Consider the following 20,038-nt stretch of genomic DNA (forward strand, 5'->3'; position numbering starts at 1 on the left):
TGGGGTTCTATGCGTCCCAAACTGGTCGTAGGCAACTGGAAAATGAACGGCAGCCTTGCCGCCAACGCTGATCTGCTCGCGGGCATCGTCGCGGGACTGGGCAATGCGAAGGCCGCTTGCGCCGTGTGCGCGCCCGCGCCATACCTGTTCCAGTGCCAACAGCTCCTGGCCGGCACGCCGGTCGCCTGGGGTGCCCAGGATGTGTCGGAACATGCGTCCGGCGCCTACACAGGCGAGGCCTCGGCCGCCATGCTGGCCGATTTCGCCTGCCGCTACGTCATCGTCGGCCACTCCGAGCGCCGCGCCTACCATGGCGAGAGCAACGAGCTGGTGGCCCGCAAGACCGTGGCCGCGCTCAAGGCCGGCCTGACCCCGATCGTCTGCGTCGGCGAAACCCTGGGGCAGCGCGAAGCGGGGCAGACCGCCGCCGTCGTCGGCGCCCAGCTGGCCGCCGTGCTGGAGCTGCTGGATGCCGCGCAGGCGAAGGGCATCGTGGTCGCCTACGAACCCGTGTGGGCGATCGGCACCGGCAAGACCGCGACCCCGGACATGGCCCAGGAAGTGCACGCCCAGCTGCGCGCCCAGCTCAAGGAGCGCATCGGCGGCGCGGCCGAGGAAATCAATATCCTGTACGGCGGCAGCATGAAGCCGGATAATGCCGCAGACCTCATGTCCCGCCAGGACATCGATGGCGGGCTGATCGGCGGCGCCTCCCTCAAGGCAGCCGATTTCCTCGCCATCATCAAGGCCGCCTGAATCGGCGGTCTGAAAAGAATTCGAAACCCCGTTAAACTTGGAATGGAATTGTAATGAGCACCTTGTTCAATCTGATTATCGTCGTACAGGTTCTCTCCGCCCTGGCCATCGTCGGCCTCGTGCTGATGCAGCATGGTAAGGGCGCGGACATGGGCGCGGCCTTCGGCTCGGGCGCGTCGGGCAGCCTGTTCGGCGCCACCGGTTCGTCGAACTTCCTGTCGAAGTCGACCGCGGTCGCGGCCGCCATTTTCTTTGCATGCACCCTGGCGCTGGCCCACTACGGCACCAGCGCACCGGCCGCCAGCGTCGACAATGGCGTGATGGGCCGTATCGCCGCCCCGGCGCCGGCCCCGGCCGCCCCGGCGGCTCCGGCCACCAACGCGGCAGCACCGGCCACCAACCCAGCTCCGGCAGCCTCCGCCGAAGCCCCGGCGGCCAGCGCGCCGGCGCCCGCGAACCCGGCGCCGAAGAAGTAAGCAGGCTTCTGTAAAGACTTAAAAATATTGAGAATTTGCGTATTTTTCCTCTCGCCAAGACAAATTGTGCATTGAAAAAAGGTGCTAAGGCAGGGTAAAATAGCAGTCTCACAGCCGACGTGGTGAAATTGGTAGACACGCTATCTTGAGGGGGTAGTGGCGCAAGCTGTGCGAGTTCGAGTCTCGCCGTCGGCACCAAGAATTCAGAAGCCAGCAAGGGCGCAAGAGCTTCGGCTCTGCCTAAGCTGGCTTTTTTGCGAGGATCAGTCGTTCGATCCTGGTGGCAGGGCACAAAGCCAGGATTGCGCGATACGGCGCTGCAGCTATGCAGCAGTTTCATCAACCGATCGTTCAAACAGGCTTCACAGTGAACCTCGAAAATTACTTCCCCGTTCTGCTCTTCATCCTCGTCGGTGCCGGTGTCGGCATCGCGCCGCAGGTGCTTGGCCGCCTGCTCGCGCCGCATCGTCCCGATGCCGCCAAACTGTCCCCGTATGAGTGCGGTTTCGAAGCCTTCGAAGACGCGCGCATGAAGTTCGACGTGCGCTACTACCTGGTGGCGATCCTGTTTATTTTGTTTGACCTGGAAACGGCATTCTTCTTCCCGTGGGGCGTCGCCATGCGCGACCTGGGTTGGCCGGCGTTCGTGACGATGCTGGTCTTCATCGCCGAATTCGTGGTCGGTTTTTGGTACATCTGGAAGAAAGGTGCCCTTGATTGGGAATGAGCCATGTCTATTGAAGGCGTATTAAACGAAGGGTTTGTCACCACCACCGCTGACAAGCTGATCAACTGGGCCCGTACCGGCTCGATGTGGCCGATGACCTTCGGCCTGGCCTGCTGCGCAGTCGAGATGATGCACGCGGGCGCCGCCCGTTACGACCTCGACCGCTTCGGCGTCGTGTTCCGCCCGTCCCCGCGCCAGTCCGACGTGATGATCGTGGCCGGCACCCTGTGCAACAAGATGGCCCCGGCCCTGCGCAAGGTGTACGACCAGATGGCCGAGCCGCGCTGGGTCATCTCGATGGGTTCCTGCGCCAACGGCGGCGGCTACTATCACTATTCCTACTCGGTGGTGCGCGGCTGCGACCGCATCGTCCCGGTCGACGTCTACGTCCCGGGCTGCCCGCCGACTGCGGAAGCCCTGCTGTACGGCATCATCCAGCTGCAGAACAAGATCAAGCGCACCAACACCATCGCGCGCTAACCAGCGATTTTCATCATGACGACAAAACTCGAAGTCCTTGAACTCGCCCTGAAGAAAGCGCTGGGCGAGGGCGCCGCCGTTTCCACGGCGCTGGGCGAAGTGACGGTGGTGGTCAAGGCCGCCGACTACCTGCAGGCGATGCAGACCCTGCGCGACGATCCACAGCTAGCTTTCGACGAACTGGTCGACCTGTGCGGCGTGGATTACTCGCAGTACGGCGAAGGCAGCTGGGATGGCCTGCGTTTCGCGGCCGTCTCGCACCTGCTCTCGATCGAGCACAACTGGCGCGTGCGCGTGCGCGTGTTCGCGCCAGACGACGACATGCCGGTGCTGCCGACCGTGACCGGCATCTGGCGCTCCGCCAACTGGTTCGAGCGCGAAGCGTTCGACCTGTTCGGCATCATGTTCGAGGGCCACGGCGACCTGCGCCGCATCCTGACCGACTACGGCTTCATCGGCCACCCGTTCCGCAAGGACTTCCCGATCTCGGGCTACGTCGAAATGCGCTACGACCCCGAGCAGAAGCGCGTGATCTACCAACCCGTGACGATCGAACCGCGTGAAAACATCCCGCGCGTGATCCGCGAAGAAAACTACGGGATCAAATAATGGCTGAGCTTAAGAATTACACCCTGAACTTTGGTCCGCAGCACCCGGCAGCGCACGGCGTGCTGCGCCTGGTGCTGGAACTGGACGGCGAGGTGATCCAGCGCGCCGACCCGCACATCGGCCTGCTGCACCGCGGCACCGAGAAGCTGGCCGAAACCCGCACCTACCTGCAGTCGGTGCCCTACATGGACCGCCTCGACTACGTGTCGATGATGTGCAACGAGCACGGCTATGTGCTGGCGATCGAGAAGCTGCTGGGCATCCAGGCGCCGGTGCGCGCCCAGTACATCCGCGTGATGTTCGACGAGATCACCCGCATCCTGAACCACCTGATGTGGCTGGGCGCGCACGCGCTCGACATCGGCGCCATGGGCCCCTTCCTGTATGCCTTCCGCGACCGTGAAGACCTGTTCGACGTCTACGAGGCGGTGTCGGGCGCGCGCATGCACGCGGCCTACTACCGCCCGGGCGGCGTGTACCGCGACCTGCCGGACGCGATGCCCAAGCACAAGGCCTCGATCCTGCGCAGCCAGAAGGCCATCGACGAACTGAACGAAACCCGCCAGGGCTCGGTGCTCGACTTCATCGAGCAGTTCACCAAGCGCTTCGACGGCTATGTCGACGAGTACGAGACCCTGCTGACCGACAACCGCATCTGGAAACAGCGTACCGTCGGCATCGGCGTGGTGTCGCCGGAGGACGCGAAGGCGATGGGCTTCTCGGGCGCCATGCTGCGCGGTTCGGGCGTGGCCTGGGACCTGCGCAAGAAGCAGCCCTATGCCGTGTACGACCAGCTCGACTTCGACATCCCGATCGGCACCAACGGCGACTCCTACGACCGCTACCTGGTCCGCATCGAAGAGCTGCGCCAGTCGAACCGCATCATCAAGCAGTGCATCGCCTGGCTGCGCGCGAACCCGGGTCCGGTCATGGTCGACAACCACAAGATCGCGCCGCCGTCGCGGGTCGACATGAAGACCAATATGGAATCGCTGATCCACCACTTCAAGCTGTTCTCCGAGGGCTTCCACGTCCCGGCCGGCGAGGCTTACGCGGCGGTGGAACACCCGAAGGGCGAATTCGGCATCTACATCGTGTCCGATGGCGCCAACAAGCCGTACCGCCTGAAGATCCGCACGCCGGACTATGTCCACCTGCAGAGCCTGGACGAAATGGCGCGCGGCCACATGATCGCGGACGCCGTGACCATCATCGGCACCCAGGACATCGTGTTCGGCAGTATCGACCGCTGAGAAGGTAAAAGATTATGTTATCCGAGCAGTGCTACAAGAAGATTGACCGCGAACTGGCCAAGTACCCGGCCGACCAGCGCCAGTCGGCCGTGATGGCCGCGCTGGCCCACGCGCAGGTCGAACTGGGCTGGCTGTCGCCCGCAACCTTGCAGGAAGTCGCCGACTACATCGGCATGCCGGCCATCGCCGTGCAGGAAGTGGCGACCTTCTACAACATGTACAACCTGAAGCCGGTCGGCAAGCACAAGATCACCGTGTGCACCAACCTGCCGTGCGCGCTGACCCGCGGCGAGCAGGCCGGCCAGTACCTGAAAGAGAAGCTGGGCATCGACTACCGCGAAACCACCGCCGACGGCATGTTCACGCTGCTGGAAGGCGAGTGCATGGGCGCCTGCGGCGATTCGCCGGTCATGCTGGTCAACAACCACCGCATGTGCTCGCACATGAGCAACGAGAAGATCGACGCCCTGCTGGAGGAGCTGAAGAAATGACCAGCCTGCACGACCGTCACATCAACCCGCTGATCCTGAAGGACCTGGACGGCGCCAACTGGCACCTGGCCGACTACGTCAAGCGCGGCGGCTACAGCGCCCTGCGCAAGATCCTGGAAGAGAAGATCCCGCAGGAACAGATCATCGCCGACCTGAAGGCCTCGGGCCTGCGCGGCCGCGGCGGCGCCGGTTTCCCGACCGGCCTCAAGTGGTCGTTCATGCCGCGCTCCTTCCCGGGCCAGAAATACCTCGTCTGCAACACCGACGAAGGCGAGCCGGGCACGTTCAAGGACCGCGACATCATCCGCTACAACCCGCACGCGCTGATCGAAGGCATGGCCATCGGCGCCTACGCGATGGGCATCACCGTGGGCTACAACTACATCCACGGCGAGATCTTCGCGGATTACCTGCTGTTCGAAGAAGCGCTGGAAGAAGCGCGCGCGGCCGGTTTCCTGGGCAATAACATCATGGGCAGCGAGTTCAGCTTCCAGCTGCACGCCCACCACGGCTACGGCGCCTACATCTGCGGCGAAGAAACCGCGCTGCTCGAATCGTTGGAAGGCAAGAAGGGCCAGCCGCGCTTCAAGCCGCCGTTCCCGGCCTCGTTCGGCCTGTACGGCAAGCCGACCACAATCAACAACACCGAGACCTTCGCGGCCGTCCCCTTCATCCTGAACATGGGCGCCGAGAACTACATGGCGCTGGGCAAGCCGAACAACGGCGGCACCAAGATCTTCTCGATCTCGGGCGACGTCGAGCGTCCGGGCAACTACGAAGTCCCGCTGGGCACCCCGTTCGCCAAGCTGCTCGAGCTGGCCGGCGGCATGCGCGGCGGTAAGAAGATCAAGGCCGTGATCCCGGGCGGTTCGTCGGCGCCGGTGGTGCGCGGCGACGTCATGATGGATACCGACCTCGACTACGATGCGATCGCCAAGGCCGGCTCGATGCTGGGCTCGGGCGCCGTGATCGTCATGGACGAGACCCGCTGCATGGTCAAGTCGCTGCTGCGCCTGTCCTACTTCTACTACGAGGAATCGTGCGGCCAGTGCACCCCGTGCCGCGAAGGCACCGGCTGGCTGTACCGCATGGTCCATCGCATCGAGCACGGCCAGGGCCGTCCGGAAGACATGGAAATGCTGCTGTCGGTCGCCGGCAATATCGCCGGCCGCACCATCTGCGCGCTGGGCGACGCCGCCGCGATGCCGGTGCAGGGCATGATGCGCAATTTCCGCGACGAATTCGAATACCACATCGAGCACAAGCATTGCCTCGTGCCCGCATACATCTAAACCAGGTCAGGTAACGATCAAATGGTTGAAATTGAAATAGACGGCAAGAAAGTCGAAGTCCCGCCAGGTTCCATGGTGATGGACGCCGCAAACAAAATCGGGACCTATATCCCGCACTTCTGCTATCACAAGAAATTGTCGATCGCAGCGAACTGCCGCATGTGCCTGGTCGAAGTGGAGAAGGCGCCCAAGCCGCTGCCGGCTTGCGCCACCCCGGTGACCCCGAACATGATCGTGCGCACCCACAGCGACAAGGCGGTGCAGGCGCAGAAGTCGGTGATGGAGTTCCTGCTGATTAACCACCCGCTGGATTGCCCGATCTGCGACCAGGGCGGCGAGTGCCAGCTGCAGGACCTGGCGGTCGGCTACGGCAAGAGCGAATCGCGCTACAAGGAAGAAAAGCGCGTGGTGGCGCCGAAGGAAGCCGGCCCGCTGATCTCGATGGAAGAGATGAGCCGCTGCATCCAGTGCACCCGCTGCGTGCGCTTCGGCCAGGAAGTGGCCGGCGTGATGGAATTCGGCATGATCGGCCGCGGCGAGCACTCGGAAATCTCGACCTTCGTCGGCAAGACCGTCGACTCGGAAGTGTCGGGCAATATGATCGACCTGTGCCCGGTCGGCGCGCTGACCTCCAAGCCTTTCCGCTACAGCGCCCGTCCGTGGGAACTGCAGCGCCGCCGCTCGGTGTCGCCGCACGACTCGCTGGGCTCGAACCTGATCGTCCAGGTCAAGGGCGGCAAGGTGATGCGTGTGCTGCCGCTGGAAAACGAAGCGATCAACGAATGCTGGCTGTCGGACCGCGACCGCTTCTCGTATGAGGCGCTGGACAATGCGGACCGCCTGGTCAACCCGATGATCAAGCAGGACGGCAAGTGGATCGACACCGACTGGCAGACCGCCCTCGAGTACGTCGCCCACGGCCTGCGCAACATCCGCCACGAGCACGGCGCCGACGCCATCGCGGCGGTGGGCACGGCCGGCGCGACGCTGGAAGAGCTGCACCTGCTGGCCAAGGTCGCGCGCGGCCTCGGCAGCGCCAACATCGACTACCGCCTGCGCCAGAGCGACTTCGCGCTGGACGAGGAAATCGTGCCGTGGCTGGGCATGCCGGTCAATGACATCTCCACGCTCAAGCGCGTGCTGGTGATCGGCTCCTTCCTGCGCAAGGACCATCCGCTGGTGGCGACCCGCCTGCGCGCCGCCGCCAAGTCGGGCGCCAAGCTGGCTATCATCAACGGCACCTCGGAAGAGAACCTGATCCCGACCGCCAAGAACATCACCGTGCTGCCGTCCGAGTGGCTGGCCGCGCTGTCGGAAATCGTCGCCGCCGTCGCCGCCGCCAAGGGTGTGGCCGCGCCGGCCGGCTTCGAGCACATCCAGGCCGGCGACGTCGCCAAAGCCATCGCGGCAACGCTGGTGGACATCGGCGCCGAGCTGCCGGGCGCCGTCCTGATGGGCATCGGCGCCGCGCAGCACCCGCAGGCCTCCAAGCTGCACGTGGCCGCCCAATGGATCGCCGAACAGACCGGCGCCAGGTTCGGCTACCTGCTGGACGGCGCCAACAGCGTCGGCGGCTACCTGGCCGGCGCGGTCGCCAAGCCGGCCTCGGCCTTCGCGTCGCCGAAGAAAGCGTTCCTCGTGCTGCACGCCGAGCCGGAACTGGACGCCGCCAACCCGCAGCAAGCCGTCGCCGCCCTGAACGCGGCCGAGATGGTGGTGCTGATGTCGCCGTTCAAGCACGGCCTCGACTACGCCGACGTGCTGCTGCCGGTGTCGCCGTGGACCGAGACCTCGGGCACCTTCGTCAACGCCGAAGGCCGCGCCCAGAGCTTCAACGGCAACGTGCGTCCGCTGGGCGAGACCCGTCCGGCCTGGAAAGTGCTGCGTGTGCTGGGCAACCTGCTCTCGCTGCAGGGCTTCGACTACGAGACCTCGGAAGCCGTGCGCGACGATGTGCTGGGCCAGGGCGTCACCGACGTCACCGCCAAGCTGAACAACATCGCCAGGGTGCCGGCCGTGGCCGCCACCTACGCCAATGCGGGCCAGCTGGAGCGCGTCACCAATGTGCCGGTGTACTTCACCGACGCCGTGGTGCGCCGCGCCGAGCCGCTGCAGCGCACCGCCGACGCCAACGCGCCGCTGGTCAGCCTGTCGAAGGCGCTGGCCGGGCAGCTGGGCGTGAAAGCGGGCGATGCCGTGAAGGTGAGCCAGGGCGCGGGCAGCGCCGTGCTGGTCGCCGACGTCGACCCGACGCTGCCGGCCAGCGCCGTGCGGGTGACCGCCGGCCATCCGGCCGTCGCCAGCCTGGGCGCCATGTTCGGCCCGATCAATGTTGAAAAAGCAGGGGAGGGCAAGTAATGGCAACGCCCGGTCTGATTGATAATATTTACGCCGGTGGCGCCGACCACCTCGGCGCGGCGTGGCCGCTGGTCTGGAACCTGATCAAGATCATCATCATCGTCGCCCCGCTGATGGGCGCGGTGGCCTACCTGACCCTGTGGGAGCGCAAGCTGATCGGCTGGATCCAGATCCGTATCGGCCCGAACCGCGTCGGTCCCACCGGCCTGCTCCAGCCGATCGCCGACGGCGTCAAGCTGCTGCTGAAAGAGATCGTGATCCCGTCCAAGGCCACCACCAGCCTGTTCGTGATCGGCCCGATCATGACCATCATGCCGGCGCTGGCCGCCTGGGTGGTGGTGCCGTTCGGCCCGGAAGCGGCGCTGGCCAACGTCAACGCCGGCCTGCTCCTGCTGCTGGCGATCACCTCGATGGAGGTGTACGGCATCATCATCGCCGGCTGGTCGTCGAACTCGAAGTACTCGTTCATGGGCGCGATGCGCGCCTCGGCCCAGATGATCTCCTACGAAATCCCGATGGGCTTCGTGATGGTCGTGGTGCTGATGGTGTCCGGTTCGCTGAACTTCTCCGACATCGTCGGCGGCCAGGCGCGCGGCTACTTCGTCGGCCACGGCATCAACCTCCTGTCGTGGAACTGGCTGCCGCTGCTGCCGCTGTTCGTGATCTACCTGACCTCGGCCCTGGCCGAGTGCAACCGCCATCCGTTCGACGTGGTGGAAGGCGAATCGGAAATCGTCGCCGGCCACATGGTCGAGTACTCGGGCATGTCGTACGCGATGTTCATGCTGGCCGAGTACGCCAACATGATCCTGGTCGCCTTCATCGGCTCGATCATGTTCCTGGGCGGCTGGGCCGCGCCGTTCTCCTTCCTGGAATTCGGCGGCGCCTTCGGCGGCTTCTTCTGGCTCGCGGTGAAAGCGTTCATGATCCTGTCGCTGTTCATCTGGGTGCGCGGCACCTTCCCGCGCTACCGCTACGACCAGATCATGCGCCTGGGCTGGAAAGTGTTCATTCCGCTGACCCTGGTCTGGCTGGTGCTGGTCGCCGGCGTGATGCAGTCGCCGTGGAACATCTGGAAGTAAGGAAGCACCACAAATGACTCGAATTAAAGACTTCGTCGGCAGCCTGATGCTGACCGAACTGATCAAGGGCCTGGCACTGACCGGTAAATATGCGCTGTCGCGCAAGATCACCGTCCAGTACCCGGAAGAGAAGACCCCGATGTCGCCGCGCTTCCGCGGCCTGCACGCGCTGCGCCGTTATCCCAACGGCGAAGAGCGCTGCATCGCCTGCAAGCTGTGCGAGGCGGTGTGCCCGGCGCTGGCGATCACGATCGAATCGGCGCAGCGCGAGGACGGCACCCGCCGCACCACGCGCTACGACATCGACCTGACCAAGTGCATCTTCTGCGGCTTCTGCGAGGAATCCTGCCCGGTGGACTCGATCGTCGAGACCCACGTGCTCGAATACCACGGCGAAAAGCGTGGCGATCTCTACTACACCAAAGAGATGCTGCTGGCCGTGGGCGACCGCTACGAGGCCGACATCGCCGCCGCGCGCGAAGCCGATGCGCCTTACCGCTAATAACAACAGGTCCCTGGGTTAGACATGGAATTCAAAACTTTTCTGTTCTACGCGTTCGCGGCCATCATGTCGCTGGCTGCGCTGCGCGTCATCACCGCCAGGAACCCGGTGCACGCCGCGCTGTTCCTGGTGCTCGCGTTCTTCAACGCGGCCGGCATCTGGATGCTGCTCAAGGCCGAGTTCCTCTCCATCGTGCTGGTGCTGGTCTACGTCGGCGCCGTGATGGTGCTGTTCCTGTTCGTCGTGATGATGCTCGACATTAATATCGACCGGATGCGCGAAGGCTTCTGGGGCTACCTGCCGGTAGCGTCCGGCATCGGCGCCCTGATCGTGCTGGAGATGGGCGCCGTCCTGTGGCGCGGCTTCCTGGGCGTGAACGACAACGCGGTGGCCAACGCCGGCAATATCGGCGGCACCAAGGAACTGGGCATGCTGATCTACACCCAGTACATCTACGGCTTCGAGATCGCCGCCGCGATCCTGCTGGTGGCGATCATCGCCGCCGTGGCCCTGACCCTGCGCAAGCGCAAGGACACCAAGGCCATCGACCCGGCGCTGGCCGTGCGCGTCAAGCGCAACGACCGCCTGAAGATCGTCAAGATGGACGCCGTGAAAGAGGCGCCCGCCGCCGCAGACAACAAGGAGACCGCACAATGACGCTCTCGCTCGCACACTACCTGGTCCTGGGCGCGATCCTGTTCGCGATCGCGGTGGTCGGCATCTTCCTGAACCGGAAGAACATCATCATCCTGCTGATGGCCATCGAACTGATGCTGCTGGCGGTGAACCTGAACTTCGTCGCCTTCTCGCACTACCTGGGCGACGCGGCCGGGCAGGTCTTCGTGTTCTTCATCCTGACCGTCGCGGCCGCCGAATCGGCGATCGGCCTGGCGATCCTGGTGGTCCTGTTCCGCAACCTGGACACGATCAACGTGGAAGACCTCGACAGCCTGAAGGGCTAAGCGGTAATCACTCATCCTCGACAAATAAACGACTAAGGTTCAACAATGGTGAGTAATTCTCTCGACGCTAACCTCCTTCTGGCGGTGCCGCTGGCGCCGCTCGCAGGCTCCGCGATCGCGGGCCTGCTCGGCACCAAATTCCTGGGCAATGTGGTCGGCCGCAAGGTCTCGCACAGCGCGACCATCCTCGGCGTGTTCATTGCGCTGGTGATCTCGCTGATGACGCTGAACGACGTGCTGCACGGCGCCACCTTCAACCAGGACATCTACACCTGGATGACCGTGGCCGGCCTGAAGCTGACCGTCGGCTTCCAGATCGATTCGCTGACCGCGATGATGATGTGCGTGGTGACCTTCGTGTCGCTGTGCGTGCACGTGTACACCATCGGCTACATGGCCGAGGACGAAGGCTACAACCGCTTCTTCTCGTACATCTCGCTGTTCACCTTCTCGATGCTGATGCTGGTGATGGCCAACAACTTCCTGCAGCTGTTCTTCGGCTGGGAAGCGGTGGGCCTGGTCTCCTACCTGCTGATCGGCTTCTGGTACACCCGCCCGACCGCGATCTTCGCCAACATGAAGGCCTTCCTGGTCAACCGCGTCGGCGACTTCGGCTTCATCCTCGGCATCGGCCTGCTGCTGGCCGCGTCGGGCTCGATGCACTACCAGGACGTGTTCGCCCAGCGCGAGGCGCTGGCCCAGATGACCGTGCCGTACACCGGCTGGCCGCTGATGACCGCCGCCTGCATCTGCCTGTTCATCGGCGCGATGGGTAAATCGGCCCAGTTCCCGCTGCACGTCTGGCTGCCGGACTCGATGGAAGGCCCGACCCCGATCTCGGCCCTGATCCACGCCGCGACCATGGTTACCGCCGGCATCTTCATGGTGTCGCGCATGTCGCCGCTGTTCGAGCTGTCCGACACCGCGCTGTCCTTCGTGCTGGTGATCGGCGCGATCACCGCGCTGTTCATGGGCTTCCTGGGCATCATCCAGAACGACATCAAGCGCGTGGTCGCCTACTCGACCCTGTCGCAGCTGGGCTACATGACCGTGGCGCTGGGCGCCTCGGCCTACAACATCGCCGTGTTCCACCTGATGACCCACGCCTTCTTCAAGGCCCTGCTGTTCCTCGGCGCCGGTTCGGTCATCATCGGCATGCACCACGACCAGGACATGCGCAATATGGGCGGCCTGCGCAAGTACATGCCGATCACCTGGATCACCTCGCTGATCGGTTCGCTGGCCCTGATCGCGACCCCGTTCTTCTCGGGCTTCTACTCGAAGGACTCGATCATCGAAGCCGTCGCGGCCTCGTCGATCCCGGGTTCCGGCTTCGCCTACTTCGCCGTGATGGCGGGCGTGTTCGTCACCGCCTTCTATTCCTTCCGCATGTACTTCCTGGTGTTCCACGGGGAAGAGCAGTGGAACCATCCGCACGCCGTGAGCCATGGCCACGACTCGGATGCCCACAATGAAGAGGAAGAGGAAGCGCATGACGGCGACCACCATCACCACGGCCTGCAGCCGGGCGACCAGCCGCACGAGTCGCCGTGGGTGGTGACCCTGCCGCTGGTCCTGCTGGCGATCCCGTCGGTCATCATCGGCTACTTCACGATCGAGCCGATGCTGTTCGGCGACTTCTTCAAGAACGTCATCGTCGTCGGCGAAAACCACAAGGCGATGGAAGAACTGGCGCACGAATTCCACGGCGCCGCCGCGATGGGCATGCACGCCTTCACCACGGTGCCGTTCTGGATCGCGCTGGCCGGCGTGGCGTCGGCCTGGTACTGCTACATGGTCAACCGCAAGGTGCCGCAGGCGGTGTACAACGCGCTGCGCCCGATCCACACCCTGCTGGACAACAAGTACTACATGGACAAGTTCAACGACATCGTGTTCGCCGGCGGCGCGCGCGCGGTCGGCGGCGGCCTGTGGAAAGTGGGCGACCGCGGCATCATCGACGGCCTGATCGTCAATGGCAGCGCCAAGCTGGTGGGCTGGTTCGCGTCGGTCGTGCGCACCTTCCAGACCGGCTACATCTACCACTACGCGTTCGTGATGATCGTCGGCGTGCTGGCAACGCTGCTGTATTTCTTCCCGTTCTGGCACGCTTAATCCAGGCATAGACAAAGACAATGAATCAGACACTTCCATACCTGAGCCTGTCGATCTGGCTTCCGATCCTGTTCGGCGTGCTGGTCCTGGCCGTTGGCCGCGACAAGAACGCCGGCTTCACCCGCGTGCTGTCGCTCGTGGGCGCGATCGTCAGCTTCCTGCCGACGGTCCCGCTGATCACCCAATTCAGCAATACCGCGCACGGTCCCCAGTTCGTCGAGAAGGCGGCCTGGATCGAGCGCTTCAACATCCAGTACTACCTCGGCATCGACGGCCTGTCGCTGTGGTTCGTGCCGCTGACCGCCTTCATCACCATCATCGTCGTGATCTCGGCCTGGGAAGTGATCCAGGAGCGCGTGGCGCAGTACATGGGTTCCTTCCTGCTGCTGTCGGGCCTGATGGTGGGCGTGTTCTGCGCGCTCGACGGCCTGCTGTTCTACTTCTTCTTTGAAGCGACCCTGATCCCGATGTTCATCATCATCGGCGTGTTCGGCGGCCCGAACCGCGTGTACGCGGCATTCAAGTTCTTCCTGTACACCTTCTTCGGCTCGCTGCTGACCCTGATCGCGATCATCTACCTGTACAACAAGGCCAACGGCTCCTTCGACATCCTGGCATGGCACCAGCTGCCGCTGAGCATGAAGGAACAGGTCCTGATCTTCCTGGCCTTCCTGATGGCCTTCGCGGTCAAGGTCCCGATGTGGCCGGTGCACACCTGGCTGCCCGACGCCCACGTCGAAGCGCCGACCGGCGGCTCGGTGGTGCTGGCCGCGATCATGCTGAAGCTGGGCGCCTACGGTTTCCTGCGCTTCTCGCTGCCGATCACCCCGGACGCCTCGCACTACATGGCCCCGTTCATCATCACCATCTCGCTGATCGCCGTGATCTACATCGGCCTGGTCGCACTGGTGCAGGCCGACATGAAGAAGCTGGTGGCTTACTCGTCGATCGCCCACATGGGCTTCGTCACCCTCGGCTTCTTCATCTTCAACGACATGGGCGTGCAGGGCGGCATCGTGCAGATGATCTCGCACGGCTTCGTGTCGGGCGCCATGTTCCTGTGCATCGGCGTGCTGTACGACCGCATGCACTCGCGCCAGATCGCCGACTACGGCGGCGTCGTCAACGTGATGCCGAAGTTCGCCATGTTCTCGGTGCTTTTCGCGATGGCAAACTGCGGCCTGCCGGCGACCTCCGGTTTCGTCGGCGAATTCATGGTGATCCTGGCCTCGGTCAAATACCACTTCTGGATCGGCTTCCTGGCCGCCACCGCCCTGATCCTGGGCGCGGCCTACTCGCTGTGGATGGTCAAGCGCGTGATCTTCGGCGGCATCGGCAACAAGCACGTGGCCGAGCTGACCGACCTGAACGGGCGCGAGTTCCTCATGTTCATCGTGCTGGCCGTGCTGACCATCTACATGGGCCTGTACCCGGCGCCGTTCACCGACACCATGCAGACTTCGGTGGCCGACCTGCTGTCGCACGTCGCCCAGTCCAAGCTGCCGCTGGCTCACTAATTGGCTATGACTCAAATGACAACCAACCTGATCCCGGTTTACGCCGAAATCTTCGTGCTGGTCGCGGCCTCCGCGATCCTGCTGATCGACATGTTCCTGTCGGAGTCGAAGCGGTCGGTCACCTATGTGCTGACGCTGCTGACGCTGGTTGGCGCGGCGGTGTTCTCGTTCGCCGACCTGAACACCGGCGCCACGGTCTTCACGTTCAACAATATGTTCGTGGCCGACCCGATGGCCAACCTGCTCAAGCTGTTCACCTACCTGACCGTCGGCGTCACCCTGGTCTATTCGCGCCAGTACGCGACCGAGCGCGGCATGATGTCCGGTAACCTGGGCGGCGAGTTCTACGTGCTGGCGCTGTTCGCGCTGCTGGGCCAGATGATCATGATCTCGGGTAACAGCATGCTGTCGCTGTACCTGGGCCTGGAACTGCAGTCGCTGGCGACCTACGCGCTGGTGGCGCTGCGCCGCGACCACGCGGCCTCGACCGAAGCGGCGATGAAGTATTTCGTGCTGGGTTCGCTGGCATCGGGCTTCCTGCTGTACGGTATCTCGATGGTCTACGGCGCCACCGGTTCGCTGCTGCTGACCGACATCACCGCGCACATCGCCACCCAGGGCGCCAACCACACCATCCTGGTGTTCGGCCTGGTGTTCATCGTGGCCGGCCTGGCCTTCAAGCTGGGCGTGGTGCCGTTCCACATGTGGGTGCCGGACGTCTACCAGGGCTCGCCGACCGCCGTGACCCTGCTGCTGGGTGGCGCGCCGAAACTGGCGGCCTTCGCCATGATGCTGCGCATCCTGGTCGAGGCGTTGCCGCAGATGGCGATCGACTGGCAGCAGATGCTGCTGGTGCTGGCCGTGCTGTCGCTGGCCGTGGGCAACCTGACCGCGATCGCGCAGACCAATATCAAGCGCATGCTGGCCTACTCGACCATCGCCCAGATGGGCTTCGTGATGCTCGGCATGCTGGCCGGTGTGGTCGTCGTCGGCGGCGAGCCGAACGCCGCCAACTCGGCGCCGGCCTACAGCTCGGCGATGTACTACGCGATCACCTATGTGCTGACCACGGTCGGCACCTTCGGCCTGATCATGATGCTGGCGCGCGCCGGGTTCGAGGCGGACGAACTGGTCGACTTCAAGGGCCTGTCCAAGCGCAGCCCGTGGTTCGCGGTGGTCATGACCGTGCTGATGTTCTCGCTGGCCGGCGTGCCGCCGATGATGGGCTTCATGGCCAAGTGGGCGGTGCTGCAGGCCGTGACCGCGACCGGCCAGATCTGGCTGGCCGTGCTGGCCGTGCTGTTCTCGCTGATCGGCGCCTTCTACTACCTGCGCGTGGTCAAGGTGATGTGGTTCGACGAGCCGGCCGACGCCACCGCGATCTCGACCCCGTTCGACATGCGCGTGGTGATGTCGATCAACGGCATCGCCGTGGTCCTGCTGGGCGTGATGCCGGGCGCGCTGCTGGGCGCCTGCCTGACCGCCATCAAGCAGACCCTGGCGACTTAAGCCTTGGACGCCGCGCTCGCAAGCTGGCTGGTCATCGCCGTCGCCCTGGCGGCGGCCAACCTGCCTTTCTTCAACGAGCGGGTGTTCGGCCTGGTCGCACTGCAGCCGGCGCCACGCACGAAACCCTTCGCCGTGCGCCTGCTTGAGTTGATTGTTTTATACTTCCTCGTCGGCCTGCTTGCACGCGGGCTGGAATCCCGGATCGGCACGCTGTTCCCGCAGGCCTGGGAGTTCTATGCGATCACAGCGTGCATGTTCGTCGTGCTGGCGTTTCCCGGGTTTGTACTGCGTTACCTGCGCAAACGCCGCTAGAACGTCGTTCCCGCGCAGGCGGGAATCCATGCTGAGATTGCGGCAACGCGGCTCGTGCATCTCCTGGATGCGGTCTATGGGTCCCCGCCTGCGCGGGGACGACGGTTTTCAGGACAACGCAGCCAACCAACCTACGCCCGCATGGACCACCTCAAAGAAACCCGCATCGACGGCGAGACCGCCTACAACGGCCGCTTCCTCAAGGTCGAGCGCGACCGCATCCGCCTGCCTGACGGCGCCGTCACCACCCGCGAATTCATCCGCCACCCCGGCGCCGTGGTGATCCTGCCGCTGCTCGACGACGGCCGCGTGCTGCTGGAACGCCAGTTCCGCTATCCGAACGACCGCGTCTTCATCGAATTCCCCGCCGGGAAGATCGACCCGGGCGAAGACCACCTGGCCTGCGCCAAGCGCGAGCTGGCAGAGGAAACCGGCTACACCGCCCGCGACTGGCAATTCGTCTGCACTATCCACAACGCGATCGCGTATTCCGACGAGCACCTCGAGCTCTTCCTGGCGCGCGGCCTGGTCGCCGGCCAAGCCAGGCTCGACGAGGGCGAGTTCCTCGAAACCTTCACCGTCACCGTGCCCGAGCTGCTCGACCTGGTGCGGCGCGGCGAGATCACCGACGTCAAGACCATCATCGGCAGCTTCTGGCTGGAGAAGATCCTCGCCGGCAGCTGGGCTCCCGCGGCCGTATGACGCGCGGGGCCGGCCTTAGCAAACTTCGCGCGGGTGATGTACAGTGAATCATTCGATTGACAAAGCTGCACCGCGCGACATGAACCAGCCAGCTCCACGTTATATTGCCCTCGTGCCCGCCGCCGGCGTCGGCGCGCGCATGGGAGCAAGCACGCCCAAGCAATACCTCACCATCGGCGGCAAGCCGATGCTGCGCCACACCCTCGACGCCTTCGTCAACTGCCCGCTGATCGCCCACACCTATGTCGTGGTCAGCGTGGACGATCCGATCATCGATACGGTGCTGCCGGCCAGCGGCGTCACCGTGCTGCGCTGCGGCGGCGCGTCCCGGCTTGAGTCGGTGCGCAATGGCTTGTGGGCACTGGAAAACCAGTTGCACGCGGGCGACTGGGTGCTGGTGCACGACGCCGCGCGCCCGGGACTGAACGGCGAACTGATCGAAAAACTGATCCGCGACACCGGCGAGCATCCGGTCGGCGGCCTGCTGGCCTTGCCGGTGGTGGATACCGTCAAGCGCGCCGTCAACGACGAGGTCGCGACGGTCTCGCGCGACGGCTTGTGGCTGGCCCAGACCCCGCAAATGTTCCGCTTCCGCCTGCTGGCCGACGCGCTCGAAGCGGCCACCGACCCGGCACAGATTACCGATGATGCCAGTGCGGTTGAAGCCTTGGGCCTCGCCCCCAAACTGGTGGTTGGACACCCCAGGAATTTGAAAGTGACGCTGCCGTCCGACATCAAGATCGTCGAGATGTACCTGGCAGCGCCTTAACCGACGACACGCACACGCATATGGCACTTGAATCCTATAATCCGACCCCTCCGTTTCGCATCGGCACTGGCTATGACTGCCACGCGCTGGTCGAGGGCCGCAAGCTGGTGGTCGGCGGCGTCACCATCCCGCACCGGATGGGCCTGATGGGCCATTCCGATGCCGACGTGCTGTTGCACGCCATCATCGATGCGCTGCTGGGCGCTGCGGCGCTGGGTGATATCGGCAAACATTTCCCCGACACCGACCCGATGTTTGCCGGCGCCGACTCGCGCACCCTGCTGCGCGAAGTGGCCAGCCGCGTCATCAACACCGGCTACACCATCGGCAACATCGACGCGACCATCATCGCCCAGGCGCCGAAGATGGCGCCGCACATTCCGCAGATGGTGTCGCGCATCGCCGAGGACGTGGGCGTATCGCCGCAGCAAGTCAACATCAAGGCCAAGACCAACGAGAAGCTGGGCTACCTCGGCCGCGAGGAAGGCATGGCGGCCGAAGCGGTCGCGCTGCTGATCAAGGCCGCCTGAGGCTCAGGGCACCACCGTCAGGAACAGGTAGACGGCGAAGATCACGAGGTGGATCGCGCCCTGCATCATCGTCGTGCGGCCGGTGCCGAGCGACAGCGTAGCCACGATGATCGACAGCATCAGCAGCACGGTCGACTTGCCGTCGATGCCGAGCAGCAGGGGCTGGCCGCCCGCCACCGCGACGATCGCGACGGCCGGAATGGTCAGGCCGATGCTGGCCAGCGCGGAACCCAGCGCGAGGTTCAGGCTGGTCTGCAGGCGGTTGGCGCGCGCCGCCTGGAAGGCCGCGATCGATTCCGGCAATAGCACCACGGCGGCAATGATCACGCCGACCAGGGCTTGCGGCGCGCCCATCGCCCGCACGCCCTGTTCCAGCGCCGGCGCCAGCGACTTGGCCAGCAGCACCACGCTGGCCAGGCACAGCATCAGCAGGCCGAGGCTGGTCCAGGCCATCGCCTTGCTCGGCGGCGCCGCATGTTCCTCCTCGCCACCGGCCGGCAGGAAATACGAGCGGTGGCGCACGGTCTGCATGAAAACGAATGCGCCGTAGAGCACGATCGACACCACCGCGATGAAGCCCAGCTGGCTCGCGCTGTAGGCCGGCCCCGGCGTGGTCGTGGTGTAGTTGGGCAGCACCATGGTCAGCACCGAGATCGCCACCAGCGTCGCCAGCGCGGCCGAGGTGCCGTGGCGGCCGAAGGATTGCTCGTGGTGGCGCTGGCCGCCGGCCAGCAGGCAGATGCCGACCATGCCGTTCAGGATGATCATCACCGCCGCGTAGACCGTGTCGCGCGCGAGGCCGGCCGCGGCCTCGCCGCCCGAGATCATCAGCGACACGATCAGCGCCACCTCGATCGCCGTCACCGCCACGGCCAGCACCAGGGTCCCGAACGGTTCGCCGACGCGGTGCGCGACCACTTCCGCATGGTGCACGGCGGCGAGCACGCCGGCGAACAGGGCCAGGGCAAGCAGGGCGGTGAAGAGGCCGCCGAGGTGAGGGCCCGCGCCCATGCCGGACGCGGCCAGCAGCAGCCAGGCCGCCACCGGCGCGGCGATGGTCCAGAGGGGAACCGACTTGTTTATTGTCACTGGGATCTCTTGAAAGTTAACAAACAGCTCGATTGTCGCTGGCGGGGTGTCGGTACGCAAGCGTAAGCTACGGAGGAAAGCGTGCCAGCATGTGGTCACAACAGGACTACAATGATGATTCTGGTGACTGATTTTAAGGATGAACCCCATGAGCTCTGCCGATACTTACGTCCGCGCTCGCATCGACACCGACACCAAGCAACGCGCGGCTGATGCGCTCGAAGCGATGGGGCTGACCATCTCCGATGCAATTCGCTTGCTGATGCTGCGCGTCGCCGAAGAACGCCGTTTGCCCTTCGACGTGAAGGTGCCAAACGCCACAACACGCGAGGCCATCGCCGAGCTCGAGGCCGGGAAAGGCAAGCGCTTTGACAGCGTTGACGATCTGATGGCTGACCTGCATGCGGACGATTGATCGCGCCGCTTCCCGTTGAACGAAGCTAAGGCACAACACGCATTGTTGTCGGTACAAATACGTGTATATGCACTATAATCCGCTGCAAGACA

The 20,038-nt window shown here is 64.4% G+C and carries 22 protein-coding genes and 1 tRNA gene; 22 read left to right on the forward strand and 1 reads right to left on the reverse strand.

What is annotated here, in order from left to right; translation table 11 throughout:
- Positions 1-9: 9 nt before the first annotated feature.
- The 21 genes from tpiA (at position 10) to ispF (ending at position 18,442) form a co-directional block, all read left to right on the forward strand.
- Complete coding sequence (gene tpiA / locus NX778_RS00630) at positions 10-756, forward strand: triose-phosphate isomerase (RefSeq protein ID WP_258809757.1); 747 nt, start codon at positions 10-12, stop codon at positions 754-756.
- A gap of 53 nt (positions 757-809) precedes the next feature.
- The gene (gene secG / locus NX778_RS00635; RefSeq protein ID WP_258809758.1) at positions 810-1,232 is read left to right on the forward strand and encodes a preprotein translocase subunit SecG; all 423 of its coding nucleotides are present in this window, start codon (positions 810-812) and stop codon (positions 1,230-1,232) included.
- A gap of 113 nt (positions 1,233-1,345) precedes the next feature.
- A tRNA-Leu gene (locus tag NX778_RS00640) sits at positions 1,346-1,430 on the forward strand.
- A gap of 169 nt (positions 1,431-1,599) precedes the next feature.
- On the forward strand, positions 1,600-1,959 hold the full coding sequence (locus NX778_RS00645) for an NADH-quinone oxidoreductase subunit A (protein ID WP_258811012.1): 360 nt from the start codon (positions 1,600-1,602) through the stop codon (positions 1,957-1,959).
- A gap of 3 nt (positions 1,960-1,962) precedes the next feature.
- On the forward strand, positions 1,963-2,439 hold the full coding sequence (locus tag NX778_RS00650; RefSeq protein ID WP_047826277.1) for a NuoB/complex I 20 kDa subunit family protein: 477 nt from the start codon (positions 1,963-1,965) through the stop codon (positions 2,437-2,439).
- Positions 2,440-2,454: 15 nt separating this feature from the next.
- Positions 2,455-3,048, forward strand: a complete 594-nt coding sequence (locus tag NX778_RS00655; RefSeq protein ID WP_258809759.1) for an NADH-quinone oxidoreductase subunit C — start codon at positions 2,455-2,457, stop codon at positions 3,046-3,048.
- The gene (locus NX778_RS00660) at positions 3,048-4,301 is read left to right on the forward strand and encodes an NADH-quinone oxidoreductase subunit D (protein WP_258809760.1); all 1,254 of its coding nucleotides are present in this window, start codon (positions 3,048-3,050) and stop codon (positions 4,299-4,301) included. Before NX778_RS00655 ends, NX778_RS00660 begins: the two co-directional genes overlap by 1 nt.
- A gap of 14 nt (positions 4,302-4,315) precedes the next feature.
- Positions 4,316-4,792: an NADH-quinone oxidoreductase subunit NuoE gene (nuoE, locus tag NX778_RS00665; RefSeq protein ID WP_258809761.1), complete on the forward strand. Its 477-nt coding sequence runs from the start codon at positions 4,316-4,318 to the stop codon at positions 4,790-4,792.
- Positions 4,789-6,084, forward strand: coding sequence for an NADH-quinone oxidoreductase subunit NuoF (gene nuoF, locus NX778_RS00670; protein WP_258809762.1), 1,296 nt, complete (start codon positions 4,789-4,791; stop codon positions 6,082-6,084). The genes nuoE and nuoF overlap by 4 nt, the downstream gene beginning before the upstream one ends.
- A 21-nt stretch (positions 6,085-6,105) precedes the next feature.
- The gene (nuoG, locus tag NX778_RS00675; RefSeq protein WP_258809763.1) at positions 6,106-8,442 is read left to right on the forward strand and encodes an NADH-quinone oxidoreductase subunit NuoG; all 2,337 of its coding nucleotides are present in this window, start codon (positions 6,106-6,108) and stop codon (positions 8,440-8,442) included.
- Positions 8,442-9,524 carry an NADH-quinone oxidoreductase subunit NuoH gene (gene nuoH / locus NX778_RS00680; RefSeq protein ID WP_258809764.1) on the forward strand — a complete coding sequence of 361 codons (1,083 nt, stop codon included), beginning with the start codon at positions 8,442-8,444 and terminating at the stop codon, positions 9,522-9,524. Before nuoG ends, nuoH begins: the two co-directional genes overlap by 1 nt.
- 13 nt (positions 9,525-9,537) lie before the next feature.
- Positions 9,538-10,026 carry an NADH-quinone oxidoreductase subunit NuoI gene (gene nuoI, locus NX778_RS00685; RefSeq protein WP_258809765.1) on the forward strand — a complete coding sequence of 163 codons (489 nt, stop codon included), beginning with the start codon at positions 9,538-9,540 and terminating at the stop codon, positions 10,024-10,026.
- 24 nt (positions 10,027-10,050) lie between these two features.
- The gene (locus NX778_RS00690) at positions 10,051-10,683 is read left to right on the forward strand and encodes an NADH-quinone oxidoreductase subunit J (protein ID WP_258809766.1); all 633 of its coding nucleotides are present in this window, start codon (positions 10,051-10,053) and stop codon (positions 10,681-10,683) included.
- A complete protein-coding gene (gene nuoK, locus NX778_RS00695) occupies positions 10,680-10,988 on the forward strand; it encodes an NADH-quinone oxidoreductase subunit NuoK (RefSeq protein ID WP_258809767.1) in 309 nt (102 codons plus the stop codon). Before NX778_RS00690 ends, nuoK begins: the two co-directional genes overlap by 4 nt.
- A gap of 45 nt (positions 10,989-11,033) precedes the next feature.
- The gene (nuoL, locus tag NX778_RS00700) at positions 11,034-13,103 is read left to right on the forward strand and encodes an NADH-quinone oxidoreductase subunit L (RefSeq protein WP_307727884.1); all 2,070 of its coding nucleotides are present in this window, start codon (positions 11,034-11,036) and stop codon (positions 13,101-13,103) included.
- Between the two features lie 20 nt (positions 13,104-13,123).
- On the forward strand, positions 13,124-14,620 hold the full coding sequence (locus tag NX778_RS00705; RefSeq protein ID WP_258809768.1) for an NADH-quinone oxidoreductase subunit M: 1,497 nt from the start codon (positions 13,124-13,126) through the stop codon (positions 14,618-14,620).
- A 15-nt stretch (positions 14,621-14,635) separates the two neighbouring features.
- Positions 14,636-16,129, forward strand: a complete 1,494-nt coding sequence (nuoN, locus tag NX778_RS00710; protein WP_370661295.1) for an NADH-quinone oxidoreductase subunit NuoN — start codon at positions 14,636-14,638, stop codon at positions 16,127-16,129.
- 3 nt (positions 16,130-16,132) lie between these two features.
- Positions 16,133-16,441 carry a DUF2818 family protein gene (locus NX778_RS00715; protein ID WP_258809770.1) on the forward strand — a complete coding sequence of 103 codons (309 nt, stop codon included), beginning with the start codon at positions 16,133-16,135 and terminating at the stop codon, positions 16,439-16,441.
- Between the two features lie 141 nt (positions 16,442-16,582).
- The gene (locus NX778_RS00720) at positions 16,583-17,143 is read left to right on the forward strand and encodes an NUDIX domain-containing protein (protein WP_258809771.1); all 561 of its coding nucleotides are present in this window, start codon (positions 16,583-16,585) and stop codon (positions 17,141-17,143) included.
- Between the two features lie 79 nt (positions 17,144-17,222).
- Positions 17,223-17,912, forward strand: coding sequence for a 2-C-methyl-D-erythritol 4-phosphate cytidylyltransferase (gene ispD / locus NX778_RS00725; protein ID WP_258809772.1), 690 nt, complete (start codon positions 17,223-17,225; stop codon positions 17,910-17,912).
- A 20-nt stretch (positions 17,913-17,932) separates the two neighbouring features.
- A complete protein-coding gene (ispF, locus tag NX778_RS00730; RefSeq protein WP_258809773.1) occupies positions 17,933-18,442 on the forward strand; it encodes a 2-C-methyl-D-erythritol 2,4-cyclodiphosphate synthase in 510 nt (169 codons plus the stop codon).
- A 3-nt stretch (positions 18,443-18,445) separates the two neighbouring features.
- Here the strand turns inward: ispF and NX778_RS00735 are convergent, their stop codons facing one another.
- Positions 18,446-19,531, reverse strand: a complete 1,086-nt coding sequence (locus NX778_RS00735; protein ID WP_258809774.1) for a calcium:cation antiporter — start codon at positions 19,529-19,531, stop codon at positions 18,446-18,448.
- Positions 19,532-19,679: 148 nt separating this feature from the next.
- On the opposite strand from NX778_RS00735, the gene NX778_RS00740 reads away from it, so the two are divergent.
- Entirely contained in the window at positions 19,680-19,946 is a 267-nt protein-coding gene (locus NX778_RS00740; protein WP_258809775.1) for a type II toxin-antitoxin system RelB/DinJ family antitoxin, read from the forward strand.
- Positions 19,947-20,038 lie beyond the last annotated feature (92 nt).

This window comes from Massilia terrae (assembly GCF_024753145.1).
Classification (GTDB): Bacteria; Pseudomonadota; Gammaproteobacteria; order Burkholderiales; family Burkholderiaceae_D; genus Telluria; species Telluria terrae.